Source organism: Hymenobacter psoromatis (assembly GCF_020012125.1).
GTDB classification, from domain to species: domain Bacteria; phylum Bacteroidota; class Bacteroidia; order Cytophagales; family Hymenobacteraceae; genus Hymenobacter; species Hymenobacter psoromatis.
Map to the genome: position 1 here is coordinate 4,645,333 of NZ_JAIFAG010000001.1, position 13,929 is coordinate 4,659,261.

The window sequence follows — 13,929 nt, forward strand, 5'->3', positions numbered from 1 at the left end:
ATGCAGCCCGCGCCGCCCCCGGCCGGCCGGGGCCAGTTGGTGCAGGTGCTGCGCCGATTGCTTCGCCCGCTGGTGGGCAAGGAGCCGAGCTTTTACCGCGTAGTAGCGGCTTGCTTCTTAATAGCCAGTACCTTATGGATGCTGCGTGCTTTAAGTAAAAGCTACGTCGCACCCCTGAATTACCCTATTAGCTGGCGCTACAATACTGCGCGCTACCACCCCGCCCGCCCCCTACCCCTTACCGTGCCCGTGGAGGTGCGCGGCAATGGCTGGCGGCTCCTGAGCCGCGCCCTCGGGATGCACCTGCCCCCGGCCGACGTGCGCCTACGGCTGCCCGGTACGCCGCCCTTACGCTCGCTCCTGCGGCCCCCGCTGCGCCGTGCCCTGGGCACTGTACTGTTGGTAAGCCTACCCGCCGACTCGGCCACCTACTACCTGGTGCCAGGCGGCGACTCTTTGAAAGGAAGTAAAAATTTAGAATAAGGAAGTAGGAACTGCTTGGTATTTAGAAAGACCGTTTTCTTAATTCCAACCTGAATTTTAAAAAGCTTCGTTACGTCAAGAGCAATTCCTACTTCCTTATTCTGCATTCTTAATTAAAAAGGTATGCTTCGCATCGGCATTACCGGCGGCATTGGCTCGGGTAAAAGTGTGGTAGCCAGCGTATTTGCTGCGCTGGGCGCACCCGTGTATGACTCCGACGGCCGGGCAAAGTGGCTGATGGCCCACGATACCAGGCTGCGCGAGCAGCTGCGCGCCGCCTTCGGGGCCGAAGCTTATGACGCGGCCGGGCAGCTCAACCGGCCCTACCTGGCGCGGGTGGCTTTTAATGACGCGGCCCAGCTGGCGCGGCTCAACGCCCTGGTGCACCCGTGCGTGGGCAAGGATTTTGCGGCTTGGTCGGCGGCTCAGGCAGCGGCCAGCCGGCCCTACTTGCTCAAGGAAGCCGCCTTGCTCTATGAGTCGGGGGCCTACCGCGGGCTCGATGGCATCATCGCGGTATTTGCGCCGGCCGGTGTGCGCGTGGCGCGCGTGCGCCAGCGCGATGTCCACCGCTCGGCGGCCGAGGTAGAGGCGATTATGGCCAAGCAACTGAGCGAGGAAGAAATGCTGGCGCGCGCCGACTACGTGATATACAACGACGACTCGCAGCTGGTGCTACCCCAGGTGCTGGCCCTTGACAAGCAATTTAGAAGGAAGAATTTGGAATGAGGAATTAGTGGTTGAGTACGTCTTTAAACGCAATTCTTCATTTCTCATTCCCGGTTCTAAATTCACTTAATAATGGGGTAGCGCTCGAAGGGCCGGTCCACGAATAGCTGGCGGTAGGTGGCGTGGGTCTTGATGATTTTAGCCCCGATGCTGCGGGTGGTCACCAGCATCCGGGGGTTGAAATCGCCAATCCAGTTCATCTCGATATTTTTGTAGCCGACCGCGCTGAACGGCTCCTGCGTCCAGGATACCAGCGCCTGGTCTACCCCCTTGCCCTGAAAGCGGGGTACTACGCCGTAGAGAATGCCTAGTAGCTTCTTGTCTTTGCGGCGCATGTAGCGCCAGCGCTCCCACACGAAGCGCAGCTTACCCAGCGCATCCAGCCGGTGGCCGACGTGCTTGAAAATCTGGTTTAGCTCGGGGATGTTGATAAAGAAGGCGATGGGCTCGTCGTCATAATACGCGAACGTCAACAAGCGCTCATCGAGCACCGGCCCCATCTCGTGCACGATGGCACGCGCCTGCACGATGGTCATGGGCTGTACGCCCGAATGGCCGCCCCAGGCCAGGTTGTAGATATATAGAAAATCCTGCGCCAGCTTCTCCGTATCGGCCTTGCGGGCGTGCACGAAGCGGTAATGCTTATCGGCCTGAAAGGTGACCAGCTTCTGGTAAAAGCTGGCGTGTAGCGGCAGCAGCACCGGCCGCCAGCAGGTATACTGCTTGTAGTAAAGCTGAAAGCCATACGCCTCAAATAGTTGCTGGTAATAGGCTGGGTGCCAGAACATCCCGTAGTTGGGCTCGCGGTCGAAGCCATCGATGAGCACGCCCCAGAACCGGTCGCGGTCGCCAAAATTAATGGGTCCATCCACGGCCAGCATCCCTTGGCCGCGCAGCCACTCCGTCGCTACGTCAAACAGCTCATTGGCCGCCGCCTGGTCGTTTATGCACTCAAAAAAACCCAGTCCGCCGGCCGGCAGCGAGGCATCCATCATGGTAGCAGTGAGGGGATTGACGAACGCCGCGATGCGCCCGATAGCCGTACCCTGGGCATCAAGCAGCAGCCAGCGCCGGGCCTGGCCGCCGGCGGCAAAGAGCTTGTTTTTGGCCGGGTCAAACACGGCGTCGATTTCATTATCGAGCGCGCCGATGTAGGCCGCCTCGTGGCGGTGCAGGCGGTGGGGCAGCGCGCAGAACTGCTGCTGCTGCGGGGGGGTAGTAACTTCGAGCAAAGGCATTGGGCAAAAGTAGCGCGGCTGGGGCGTGCCCGCTAGCTACCGCCCGCGCTGACCCGCCAGTGGGCCGGGCAACCCCGCTGGGAAAGAAGTCGTTAAGGGAGCGGCTTACACCAGCACCTTCTTTGCCCATGAAACGCACCGACATCCTGTTTCGGCAAGACCGCATCGTCTACACGCTGCTGGTGCTGACTGCCGCCATCGGCCTGGCCTGGGTAATATGGCGCCACCAATACCTGGCGGCCCACGATAAGAACGCCGCTACCCCCGCCCGCACCCTGCCCGCGCGCTAAGAGCCAGGCGATATAGCGGTGGCTAATCGGGAAAAATGAGGGCCGCACCAGCGCGAAAGCAGCGGGGCCCACGTTGAGAAATGAGGGGGTAGAGCCAGGCATTTTCTGCTTTTTTAGTAGAGGGAAACAGCGCGAACTTAGTCGATATCTGGCACAACGTCAGGTATTTTCCTAAGAATAAATAAGGTTTTATTGCGGAAGTAGGCGGTTCCTTCTAGGTACTGGCCGCTGGTAGCGGCGCAAGTTTTAGATGATACAATAGCCCACTTTGGCAGCGCCTCTTTGTAAAGTGCAAATTTTTATTCAGCTAGCACACATTTCTGTCTGGCTACCCAAAGTGTTCATTCGGCTATATCCGCCAGGGTAGCGCGGTAAACAACCTACTTTTACCCCGTTGTTTTTCTTCAGGTAAGTAGCCGGTAATTGCCAGCAGTGCGCAAGCCAGCGGGTAAGCGCTCTTCACCGAGGGGAAACAATGCCGCCGCGGGCTGCTCACCGAGCAGCTGGCCGGCTTTCGCGCTACTCTACTCTACCATGAAACAAGCTTACCTCTCCGGCTGGGTCTTTGCCCAGCCGGCTGCTTCTGACCGCTGTGCGCCGTGTGGCGTTGCCGCCGCTAGCCTGCCGGTCCGGCCCCGGATGCCCCGCACCGCTGGCCCGGCAAGGCCCGCTCACGCTGGTAGCGTGGCCCCTCTATTTACGGAGAAAATGCCGTTTGCCCGGCGTGAGAGCATACTATTCTGGCTAGGTAGGCAGTTAGAATAGGCATTTGCTGCTCGTGCCCGCCGCTGGTGGCCAGGCCCTACCCCCCTTGCCGAAGCCAGCCTCTTCCTTTCGCTCTGCCAACCTGCTATGTGTATATGGCTTTAAACTACCTGAGTTCCGGACTGCAATTTGATTTCACGGCGGTTTCCCAGCAGTCGCCCGACGAGCAGCAGGCGTATGCCGTGCGGCTGCGCGAGGTGGAGAACCTGCTGCTGTGCCAGGCGTTTGGGGGCCAAGCACCGCGGCCGGGCAGCCAGCAGCGCCTGCAGCGCTACCTGAACGGCGAAATCAGCCGGGCCGAGGCGTTTCAGGAGCTGTATAGGGCGTAGAGGCAGTTTTTTGCTAGCCGCGTTAAGCACCGTTTGCAGGGCCTTTGCTCACGGCGGGCCGATGCCGGGCCGCATATTCGGAGGGTGAGAGGTCGTAAATCTTGCGGAATGCCTCCCGAAAATGCTTAGCGTCTTCGAAGCCCACCTGATACGCGATTTCTGAAACCCGCAGCCCAGCAGTGGCCAGCAGCTGGGCGGCTCGCTTCATGCGCACATCGCGAATAAACTCAGCCACAGACTGTCCGGTGATGCTCTTGATGCGGCGGTAGAATACCGATTGGCTCATGCTCATTTCGCGCACCAGCATAGGTACGCCGAAGTCCGGGTTGTCGAGGTTGGCCTCCACGATGCGCATGGCGCTTTCGAGCAGCTGCTTTTCGGCATCAGGAATAACGAGCTGGGTAGGTTCGAGCAGCAGCTGGCGCTGGTAATACTCGCGCAGCTTGCCCCGGTTATTGAGCAAAGCCAGGGCTTTAGCGTGCAGCACCTGCGGGTTGAAGGGCTTGCCGCCGTAGTCGTCGGCCCCGGTTTCGAGGCCGGCCAGTTCGTGCATGGCGGCGGTGCGCGCCGTGAGCAGCATCACCGGAATGTGGGCCGTTTTGGGGTGCTCCTTGATTTGGCGGCACAGCGCCAGGCCGTCGCGCCGCGGCATCATCACGTCGGAAATAACCAGGTCGGGTAGTAGGACCAGGGTTTTTTCCCAGCCCTCCACGCCGTCGGCGGCCAGGGCCACTTCAAAATCGGGCGTAAAGAGCTGGTGCAGGTAGTGGCGCACTTCGTCGTTGTCTTCCACGATGAGTAGCAGCGCGGGGCTGGCAGGAACCAGCAGTGGAGCCTCGGCCACTAAGGAGGGGGTAGGGGCCAGCGGCGGAGCGGTGGCCAGCACGTCTTCGGGCACGGTGGCTTCTATTTCGCTGAGGGCCAGGTGCGCCCGCCCAAACGGCAGGCGCAGCGTGAAGGTGGTGCCGCTGCCTAGGGCGCTGGCCACCTCCAGCTCACCGGCGTGCCGCTCCATCGCCTGCTTCACCAGCGCCAGCCCGATGCCGGTGCCCGGCACGGGCTGGTTGGGAGCCGAAGCCACCCGGAAATACGGGTCGAATATGCGGTGCAGGTCGTCGGGGGCCATGCCGATACCTTCGTCTATCACCTTTATTTCCAGGTAGTTATTCAGCAACTTGTTTTTGCGGCGCAGGGCCGGGGCGGCGGGGTCGCCCACGGCGGCTACGGCCACCCGCACGCGCCCGCCCGCCTCGGTGTACTTGAAGGCATTGGCCAGCAGGTTGGTGAGCACGATTTCGAGCTTGTTGCGGTCGAAGTAGAGCGGAATGACTTCGGCGGGGGCCTCTAGGGTGTAGGCAATGCCTTTTTCCTCGGCTTTGAGCTTGAAAATCAAGAAAATCTCGGTGAGAAAACCCACAATATCGCCGTGGCTGACGCGCAGGGGGATGTGGCCGCCCTCTGCGCGGCGAAAATCCAAGAGCTGGTTTACCAGGTCGAGCAGCTTGCGGGTCTGCTTGTGCATAAGTGCTACTTTTTCGCCGGCCTGGCTAAGTTTTTCGGGGTGGCTCACCAGCTCTTCCATCGGGCCCAGGATGAGGGTGAGCGGCGTGCGCAGCTCGTGGCTGATGTTGGTGAAGAAACTGATTTTCAAGTCGGTTAGCTCCTTTTCTTTTTCAACGCGGTATTCTTCCAGGGCCAGCTGGTTTTTCAGCTTTTGCTGGGCCATCTCGACGCGCCGGTACAGGGCCACCGCCGACAGCGCGGCCAGGCCGTAGAGCAAATACGCCCACCAGGTGCGCCACCACGGCGGCAGCACCGTGATGCGTAGCGTGGCGGGCTGGGCCGACCACCGGCCTTCGCCGTTGCTGGCCTTCACCAGAAAGGTGTAGTCGCCGGGGGGCAGGTTGGCAAAGCTGGCCGTGCGCTGGCCGGGGGCAGCCGGTACCCAGTCCGGGTTGTAGCCCACCAGCCGGTAGGCGTAGCGGTGCTTGTTGGGGTTGGCGTAGTTGAGGGCCACGAACCCGATGGAAAAGTCATTTTCGGCGGCTTTGATAATGATGGCTTGCGGGCTGGTGAGGGGCTTGGGTAGCACCACCCGGCCGTGCACGACCTCGCCCACGGCCACCGGCTTGTTGGCCAGGCGCAGGCTGGTGAGCTGCACCACCGGCGCAAACGGGTTGGCCTGAATGGCGCGGGGCTGAAAGTAAGTGAGGCCATTAATGCCCCCAAAATAGAGCGTGCCATCGGGCGCGGCCCAGGCCGCGCCCACCTTAAAGGCGTTGCTTTGCAAGCCATCGGCCACGTCGTAGCGCAGGTACTGGCGGGTGGCGGGCGTGAAACGGTAGAGGCCGGTGCCCCCAATCCAGAGGTTACCGTCGGCATCGGGCAGCATACTCTCCACGTCGCTTTCGGGCAGCCAGCGGTGGTAGCGCTCGATGGTTTCCCGGCCTTGGGCATTGCGCACCAGCCGGTGCAGGCCCCCGCCGATGGTGCCAATCCAGAGCGTGCCCTGGGCGTCGAGCAGCAGCGGCCACACGAAGCTTACGGCCAGGCCGGTAGGGCCGGCAGGGTTGGCTTGGAACTGCCGCAGTAGCACCAGCGAATCGGGGGTGACGCGCAGCTTGAGCAGGCCCGCGTTGCGGGTGCTAGCCCAGAGCACATCGGTGCGCCGGTCATAGAGCAGGTAGGTAAACTGGCTGGTGGGCAGCGCATTATCCCGATATGTGCGCAGCAGCCGGCCATCGGCCCCAAACCGGCTCAGACCCCGTAAAGAAGCTGCCCACACGGTGCCAAACCGGTCCTGAGCCAGGCTCTCGAAGTACCCGGTGCCGCCGCCGGGGCAGGGCGTAAGCTCGGCCTTGGCCTGCCCGTGGGGAAAGCGCAGCCGCCAGAGGCCCCGGTTAATGGTGGCCACCCACAGGGCGCTATCGGTGGTTTGGAGCAGGGCCGATACGTCGGTGCCGGTAGACTTGCCGGGCTGCTCGGGCACGAGGTAGTTGCGGTACGTGCGGCTGGCGAGATTATAGCACGAGAGCCCGCCGCGGGTGCCAAGCCAGAGGCGATGGCGGGCCTGCTCCTCATAAATAGCGTTGACGAAATTGTTGGCCAGCGTGGGCTGGGCCGATACCTGGCGCTGCAGGTTGAAGAAGGGCTTCTGGCGCAGGTCTACCTTATTGAGGCCGCCGGCCGAGGCTGCCAGCCACAGCACCTGGTCGCGGTCTTCAAACACTTGCTGCACCCGGTCGGAGTTGATGCTGGTCGGGTCATTATCGAGGGGTAGGAACTCAGTGGGTCGGTCGAGGCGCAGTGGCGGGCCGCCGCCGACGGCTGCGGCCGCCTCCCACAGGTGCAGGCCATAGGTGGTGCCCACCCACAGCCGGCCAAACGAGTCGCGCAGTACCGACTGGATGTCGGCGTAGGGGTAGGGCAGCGGCCAGGCCGGCTGGCGGCCGGTGGTGTGCCGGGCCGCCTGGGGCAGCCACAGCACCTGGTGGTCAGTGCCCACCCAGAGGTCGCCCTGCCGGTCGAGGCACAGCGCCCGAATAACGGTGGACCCCAGCGCCAGCGCCACCGGGCGGGCCGCCGCCGCGCGGGTATCGAGCACCAGTAGGCCCGCCCCGGTGGTGCCTATCCACAGGCGGCCGTCGGGGGCCAGGGCCAGGGCGCGGGCGTGGTAGTCGAGCACGGGCCGGGGGCCGGGTAGGGGCACCCGGCTCAGGGCCAGCAGGTGGCCCCGCGCATCGAGGCGCAGGGCAAACAGGCCGTGGATTTCAGTGCCCACCCACAGCCGCCCGCCCGGCCCGCCGGCAATCGACACCACCGTGGCTTGCGCCAGCAGGCGGCTCGTGGGGGTAGCGGGCCCGTCCACGAAGTTGAAGCGGTTGTGGTCGGCGTCGTAGCGGCTTAGGCCGGCGCTCTCTACCCCGGCCCACAGGGTGCCATCGGGGCCCAGATGTAGCACCCGCACCCGGTTGGCCGGCATGGCGTTGAGGGGGTTAACTGGTAGGGCATAGTGGCGCAGCTCGTAGCCATCGTAGCGGTCGATGCCCTTGTTAGTACCAATCCAGAGAAAGCCCGCGCGGTCCTGGGCCACGGCCAGCGCATCGGAATGCGCGAGGCCCTGGTTGACGGTGAGGTGCTCGAAGCGGAAGGCCGCCGGGCGGGGGGGTAGGGACGCGGCAACAGCCACCACCGCCAGCAGCCAGAGCCCGCCCGCCAGCAGTCCGGCCCAGCGTGGCCCGGGCGCGCGTTGGGCGCGCGCAAGCAGAAAATACAGAATTGCGCTCAACTATACTGACTATTACGGTACTAGCATTGGTCCATACAAAGTAAGCCGAAAATGACCTAGTGCCCACCAGCACCAGCTGTGGCTTCCCGACGGCCTACCCCCCGCTTTTTGGCTGAAAACCCCCCGGCCGGCTTCCGGCGAGCCTGGTACTTTTAGGACACCGAATTCATCCGGGGACTTTGCGTTGTGCGCTGGCAATCAGGCAGTGCTACCGCGGCTTGCGCTGCGGCTACTAACGCAAACGATTGCGCTGTTTTTCCTTCTTCATTTTCCACTTTCAACCATTCCCACCTACCGTATGGCACTTCCCTTTACCTCCCCTCAGTGGCCAAAAATTTCGCTGCGCCGCGCATTTATTTGGACCCTGCTGGCTTGCCTGGGCTGCGGCCTCGTGCCGCGGGCGCAGGCCCAAACGACTGAGCAGTATGCCTGGAACAGCATCGCCATTGGCGGCGGCGGGTTCGTGTCGGGCCTCATTATGAGTAACACCCAGGCTGGCCTCTACTACGCCCGCACCGACGTGGGCGGGGCCTACCGCTGGGACGCGGCCGCCGGCCGCTGGGTGCCGCTCATGGACGGGGCCTCGGAGCTGGAGCAGGGCATGTTCGGGGTAGAATCGCTGGCCCTCGACCCGCAGAACTCGGCTACCTTATACGCTTACTGCGGCATCAGCTACTTTAACAACGGCCGCACGTTCATCATGCGCTCGACCGACTACGGGGCCACGTTCACGACTATCGACGTGACGGCGCAGTTCAAGGCGCACGGCAACGGCATCGGGCGCGGCAACGGCGAGAAGCTGCAGGTAGACCCCAGCAGCAGCGCTACCCTTTATTGCGGCACCCGCTACAACGGCATCTGGAAGAGCACCGACTCGGGCACCACCTGGACCAACCTGACTAACCTGCCCGTGACGGTGACGCCCAACGGCAATGGCCTGAGCTTCGTGGTGGTTGATAATACCAGTGCCGCCGCGGGCGGGGCCTCGCAGCGCGTGTTTGCGGGCGTGTCGCGCAACAGTGGGGTAGGGGCCAACTTCTACCGCAGCGACGACGCCGGGGCCACGTTCACGGCCGTGACCAACCCCAACCTGGGGGCCAGCATGATGCCGCAGCGCGCCGTGCAGGCGGGCGGCAGCCTCTACATCAGCTACGGCAACGGCTCGGGGCCCTACGGCACCACCTTTGCCGCCACCGCTACCCTGCCGGCCTCCAACGAGTCTTATGACGCGGGCCAAATCTGGAAGTATGACATTGCCGCCGACACTTGGACCAACCTTACGCCTACTACCGGCACCAACCGGGCCTTTGGCGGTATCAGCGTGGACCATGCTAACCCCAACCGCATCATCATCTCGACTACCAACAGCTACTTGCAGCAGGGGCCCACGTCGAGCAGCCCCTACGGCGACCGGATTTATCTGACCACTGACGGCGGCACGACCTGGACCGACATAGTGGCCCGCGGCTTCACCCTCGACCCCAACGGCATTACCTGGATACCAGGTCAGTCCATTCACTGGGCTGCCTGCATCCAGTTTGACCCCTTCGTACCCAACCGTGTGCTCGTGGACTCGGGCAACGGCATCTACGCCAACGATGATATTACCAACACGGCCGGTACGTGGAAATTCTTCGTGAAGGGCCTGGAGGAAACCGTGGCCCTGAACCTGGTGAGTATGCCCAACGGCGGGCCGCTGCTCTCCGTCATCGGCGACTACGACGGCTTCCGGCACACCGACGTGACGCAGTACGCGCCCATCTACCAGCCCCGCATCGGGAGCACCAGCGGCCTGGACTTTGCCAAGCTCAGCCCTACTAATGTGGCACGGGTAGGCTACCGCAACGACGCAACCTCGGCTTCGGTGCTGCTCTACTCCACCGACACGGGCCTGACCTGGACGCGCACGGCCACCATGAACGGCTCGGGCGGACAGGTGGCCCTCTCGGCCGATGGCACTGTGCTGCTGCACAGCCCGAGCAACGGCATGAGCAGCAGCTTCCCGGTGGCCGACAACACCTTCGTGTACCGCACCACCGACAACGGCGCTACCTGGACTAAGGCCACCGGCGTGCCTACCACCCTCACCAGCTCGCGCCCCGTGGCCGATGCCGTGAACCCCGCTAAGTTCTACCTGCACAATACCAGCACCGGCGATATGCTGGTGAGCACCGACGGCGGCGTGTCCTTCGCCGTGGCCGGCAACGTGGGGGCAGCCGGTGGCTCCAACATTATTCGGGCTGTGCAGGGCCGCGAGGGGCACCTGTGGGTGGCCCTCTACGGCGGGGGGCTCACGCGCTCCGTTGATGCGGGCACTACGTTTACCAAGCTTGCCAGCGTGACGCGCTGCGACGCGGTGGGCTTCGGCAAGGCCGCGCCCGGCGGCACCTACGAGGCCATCTACATGTACGGCGTTGTGGGGGGGGTAGTGGGTATCTTCCGCTCCAACGACCAGGGCGTGAGCTGGGTGCGGGTGAATGACGAGGCCCACGAGTACGGCGGCCCCGCCAACGGGCAATTCGTGATGGGCGACCTCAACACCTACGGCCGCGTGTACATGAGCACCGCCGGCCGCGGCATCATCTACGGAATGCCGGCCACCCCGCTGGCCACCCGCTTGGCCGCTGGCGGCCAAGCCAGCCTGCAAGCCTACCCGAACCCCACGGGCAGTGGCCTCACGCTGCGCCTACCCCCCGAATTGGTGGGCGGCACGGTTACCGTTATCAATACCCTGGGGGCCATAGTACGCACCAGCACCGCAGCTCGCGCAGATTATACGCTGGACCTGAGTCAGTTGTCCGCCGGCCTGTACGTGGTGCGGATAGCCAGCGGCTCGCAAAGCGCCGTGACCCGCGTGGTTAAGCAATAGCCGGCGTGTGGCCGGCTCTTTCCTTGTAGTTCGTGCCCGTGCGGGCCGCTCCTTTTCTCCCACCCTTCATTTTTCCACTTATCCATGAAGAAGTTTTTGTTGACCCTGCTGGCTACGGCCGGCCTGGCGGGCTGCGCCAAAGATAAAATGGACGCGCCCACCGCCGCCGCGCCGGCTGTCCAGGATGCCCAGTCCTGCAACGGTGGCTCCATCAATTCGGGGCAGTATTTTATGATGAGCGATGAGTGGGGGGCCAGCAAGGCCGGGGCCGGCTCGCAGTGCATCTACTTCAACAGCATCAACGACTGGGGCGTGACGGCCACGCACACCAACACTTCGACCGGTATCAAGGGCTACCCGGCCGTGGTCTACGGCTGCCACTACGGCGGGTGCTCGTCGGGCACGGCGTTACCCAAGAAAATCAGCGCGCTCGGCAACGTGCATACCTGGTTCACGCAGTCGTCGTCGGGCTCAGCCTACGACGCGGCGTATGATATCTGGTTCGACCCCTCGGCCAATCCCGGTAACAACGCCGCCAAGTACGAGCTGATGATATGGCTCGATTGGCAGAATACCAACCCCATCGCGACGAACTACGATGCCAGCGGCAACGCCGTACCATATGCCTCCAACGTGAGCCTGGCCGGCAAAACCTGGAACGTGTACCGGCGCGACAATGTGTTTTCCTTCCTGCCCACCACTAAAACCAGCTGGGTGAGCATCGACGTGAAGCCCATCATCGACTACTGCGTGGCTCGCGGCTGGATGAGCAACGCCAACTACATGACCAGCATCCAGGCGGGCTGGGAAATCATCGCTGGTGGCACCTTCAAAACCACCAGCTACGGCGTGAGCGGCATCTGAGCACCTATTGAAAACAACTGGCCAGCACACCAGCCGACCTTTGGGCCGGCGGGTGTGCTGGTTTCTTTTGCGCCCCCGAAGGGTCGGGGAGACTTTCATAGTAGGGCTCATGCAACAGACGCTTGTCATTGCGAGCGCAGCGCGGCAATCTTTCCTTGTCGTCCTCGGCATCTGGTTAGTAACCCTGGCGTGAGGGAAAGATTGCCCCGCTGCGCTCGCAATGACAAGCGTCTGTTGCGCAAGTTCTATAAACCTTAATTTCAAAAGATGGTCAAGCAGTTGAATCATTCATTTTCTGGCTGGGCCGGGGCGCGGGTGCGGCGGCTGGTAGGCGTGCTGCTGCTGGCCGGGCTGAGCCTTGGCGGCGGCCTGGCCGCGTGGGCGGCGGGGCCGCCGCAACCCGCGCCAATACCGCGCCTCGTGCGCTAGGATGGCCGCTACGCCCTCTTCGTGGATGGTGCGCCCTACCTCATGCTGGGCGCGCAGATACACAATTCCAGCGCCTGGCCGGCGGTGCTGCCCACCGTGGTATGGCCCGCCATGCAGGCCCTGCACGCCAACACCGTGGAAATGCCCGTGTACTGGGAGCAGCTGGAGCCGGAGCCGGGCAAGTTCGATTTTTCGGTGGTCGATGGGCTGGTGGCGCAGGCCCGCGCCCACCACGTGCGCCTGGTGCTGCTGTGGTTTGGCACCTGGAAAAACGGCAGTAACCACTACACGCCCGCCTGGATGAAGCGCCAGCCGCAGCGCTACCCCAACGTGGTGGGTGCCACCGGCCAGCCCCTCGACTCGCCCTCGCCCCACGCCCCGGCCACGCTGGCGGCCGATATTCGGGCTTTTACCGCCTTCATGGGGCATCTGAAACTCATCGACCCGGCGCGCACCGTTATCATGGTACAGGTGGAGAACGAGCCGGGTACCTGGGGCGGCGTGCGCGATTTTTCGCCCGCTGCCCAACGCCTATTTGAGGCCCCGGTGCCGGCCGGGCTGCTGGCGGCGCTCGGCAAGCCGGCCGGGGCTGGCAGCTGGCAAGCGGTGTTTGGGGAAGATGCCGACGAGTTTTTCCACGCCTGGTTTATCGGGCGCTTCGTGGGGCAGGTAGCCGCGGCGGGCAAGGCGGTGTACCCGCTACCCCTCTACACCAACGCTGCCCTGCGCGACCCGCTGCGGCCCAGCCGCCCACCCAGCTACGAGAGCGGCGACCCTACCGACAACGTGCTGGCCATCTGGAAGGCCGCTGCCCCGGCCCTCGACCTGCTGGCCCCCGACATCTACATGACCGACGATGCTCGCTACCGCCGGGTGCTGGAGCTGTACCAGCGGCCCGATAATGCCCTGCTGATACCCGAAACCGGCAGCCAGGCCGCCAACGCCCGCTACTTCTACGCCGCGCTGGGCCTGGGGGCCATCGGCTTCGCGCCGTTCGGGCTCGACCTGGCCAACTTTGCCGACTCGCCGCCCGGCGCGCCCGCCCTCACGGCCGCCAACCTGGCCGCCTTCGCTCTCAACTACCGGGCCTTCGCCCCGATGGCCCGCGAGGTGGCTCGCCTCAACTTTGAGGGCAAGCTCCGGGCCGTGGCCGAAGCGCCCCCTACCCCCCCCGCAGCGCCCGATGCGGCGGCTGGTCCGGCGGCGGCTACCGCCACGCCGGCCCCGGCCGTGGCCCAGCTTGCGCCGCCCCTGCACTTCGCCGGCTGGGATGCCACCGTGGCCTACGGCCCGCGCGTTGGCACCGGAGCCGGGGCCAACGCCCAGCCCATCGGGCGCGCCATGCTGGCTCAGCTCGGCCCCGATGAGTTTCTGGTAACCGGGGCCTACGCCCGCGTCAATTTCCGGCCGGCCGGGGCCGCCGCCGGCAAGCCCTGGCAGTTTATGCGGGTGGAGGAAGGGCAGTACGAAAACGGCGTTTTCAAGCCCGTTCGCATTTGGAATGGGGACGAGACGGACTGGGGCCTGCAATTCAGCTCGGTGCCGCAGGTGGTGCGGGTGCGGCTATATACCCGGTAGGGTTTGGGGGGGGAATTACAGCCGTTTAGCAATTTATTAGAACGTCATGCTGAACGCAGTGAAGCAT

General features: G+C 63.7%; 10 protein-coding genes. 8 read left to right on the top strand and 2 right to left on the bottom strand.

What is annotated here, in order from left to right; all coding sequences use genetic code 11:
- Both LC531_RS20165 and coaE read left to right on the top strand, forming a co-directional pair.
- Positions 1-483, top strand: coding sequence for a hypothetical protein (locus LC531_RS20165; protein WP_223653499.1), 483 nt, complete (start codon positions 1-3; stop codon positions 481-483).
- A gap of 123 nt (positions 484-606) precedes the next feature.
- Positions 607-1,212, top strand: a complete 606-nt coding sequence (gene coaE / locus LC531_RS20170; RefSeq protein WP_223653500.1) for a dephospho-CoA kinase — start codon at positions 607-609, stop codon at positions 1,210-1,212.
- A gap of 62 nt (positions 1,213-1,274) precedes the next feature.
- Here coaE and LC531_RS20175 read toward each other — a convergent pair whose 3' ends face one another.
- Positions 1,275-2,450 (bottom strand): hypothetical protein, encoded by a 1,176-nt coding sequence (locus tag LC531_RS20175; protein WP_223653501.1) that lies wholly within the window; start codon positions 2,448-2,450, stop codon positions 1,275-1,277.
- 128 nt (positions 2,451-2,578) lie between these two features.
- Here LC531_RS20175 and LC531_RS20180 point away from each other — a divergent pair, with 128 nt between their 5' ends.
- Together LC531_RS20180 and LC531_RS20185 are read left to right on the top strand one after the other, a co-directional pair.
- Positions 2,579-2,740: a hypothetical protein gene (locus LC531_RS20180; protein WP_223653502.1), complete on the top strand. Its 162-nt coding sequence runs from the start codon at positions 2,579-2,581 to the stop codon at positions 2,738-2,740.
- An 860-nt stretch (positions 2,741-3,600) separates the two neighbouring features.
- Positions 3,601-3,834 (top strand): hypothetical protein, encoded by a 234-nt coding sequence (locus tag LC531_RS20185; protein ID WP_223653503.1) that lies wholly within the window; start codon positions 3,601-3,603, stop codon positions 3,832-3,834.
- Between the two features lie 22 nt (positions 3,835-3,856).
- On the opposite strand, the gene LC531_RS20190 is transcribed toward LC531_RS20185, so the two are convergent.
- The gene (locus tag LC531_RS20190; protein WP_223653504.1) at positions 3,857-8,122 is read right to left on the bottom strand and encodes a hybrid sensor histidine kinase/response regulator transcription factor; all 4,266 of its coding nucleotides are present in this window, start codon (positions 8,120-8,122) and stop codon (positions 3,857-3,859) included.
- Positions 8,123-8,420: 298 nt separating this feature from the next.
- Between LC531_RS20190 and LC531_RS20195 the strand changes: the two genes are divergently transcribed.
- The 4 genes from LC531_RS20195 (at position 8,421) to LC531_RS22945 (ending at position 13,862) form a co-directional block, all read left to right on the top strand.
- The gene (locus tag LC531_RS20195; protein ID WP_223653506.1) at positions 8,421-10,991 is read left to right on the top strand and encodes a T9SS type A sorting domain-containing protein; all 2,571 of its coding nucleotides are present in this window, start codon (positions 8,421-8,423) and stop codon (positions 10,989-10,991) included.
- A gap of 84 nt (positions 10,992-11,075) precedes the next feature.
- The gene (locus tag LC531_RS20200) at positions 11,076-11,855 is read left to right on the top strand and encodes a GH12 family glycosyl hydrolase domain-containing protein (RefSeq protein WP_223653508.1); all 780 of its coding nucleotides are present in this window, start codon (positions 11,076-11,078) and stop codon (positions 11,853-11,855) included.
- Positions 11,856-12,122: 267 nt separating this feature from the next.
- Positions 12,123-12,284: a hypothetical protein gene (locus tag LC531_RS20205; protein WP_223653511.1), complete on the top strand. Its 162-nt coding sequence runs from the start codon at positions 12,123-12,125 to the stop codon at positions 12,282-12,284.
- 21 nt (positions 12,285-12,305) lie between these two features.
- Entirely contained in the window at positions 12,306-13,862 is a 1,557-nt protein-coding gene (locus LC531_RS22945; RefSeq protein WP_223653513.1) for a DUF5597 domain-containing protein, read from the top strand.
- The last annotated feature ends 67 nt before the right edge of the window (positions 13,863-13,929 follow it).

Bases quoted from the DNA above. Each gene is read 5' to 3' on its own strand.
- LC531_RS20165 (WP_223653499.1), top strand. From the start codon at position 1: ATGCAGCCCGCGCCGCCCCCGGCCGGCCGGGGCCAGTTGGTGCAGGTG.
- coaE (WP_223653500.1), top strand. From the start codon at position 607: ATGCTTCGCATCGGCATTACCGGCGGCATTGGCTCGGGTAAAAGTGTG.
- LC531_RS20175 (WP_223653501.1), bottom strand. From the start codon at position 2,450: ATGCCTTTGCTCGAAGTTACTACCCCCCCGCAGCAGCAGCAGTTCTGC.
- LC531_RS20180 (WP_223653502.1), top strand. From the start codon at position 2,579: ATGAAACGCACCGACATCCTGTTTCGGCAAGACCGCATCGTCTACACG.
- LC531_RS20185 (WP_223653503.1), top strand. From the start codon at position 3,601: ATGGCTTTAAACTACCTGAGTTCCGGACTGCAATTTGATTTCACGGCG.
- LC531_RS20195 (WP_223653506.1), top strand. From the start codon at position 8,421: ATGGCACTTCCCTTTACCTCCCCTCAGTGGCCAAAAATTTCGCTGCGC.
- LC531_RS20200 (WP_223653508.1), top strand. From the start codon at position 11,076: ATGAAGAAGTTTTTGTTGACCCTGCTGGCTACGGCCGGCCTGGCGGGC.
- LC531_RS20205 (WP_223653511.1), top strand. From the start codon at position 12,123: ATGGTCAAGCAGTTGAATCATTCATTTTCTGGCTGGGCCGGGGCGCGG.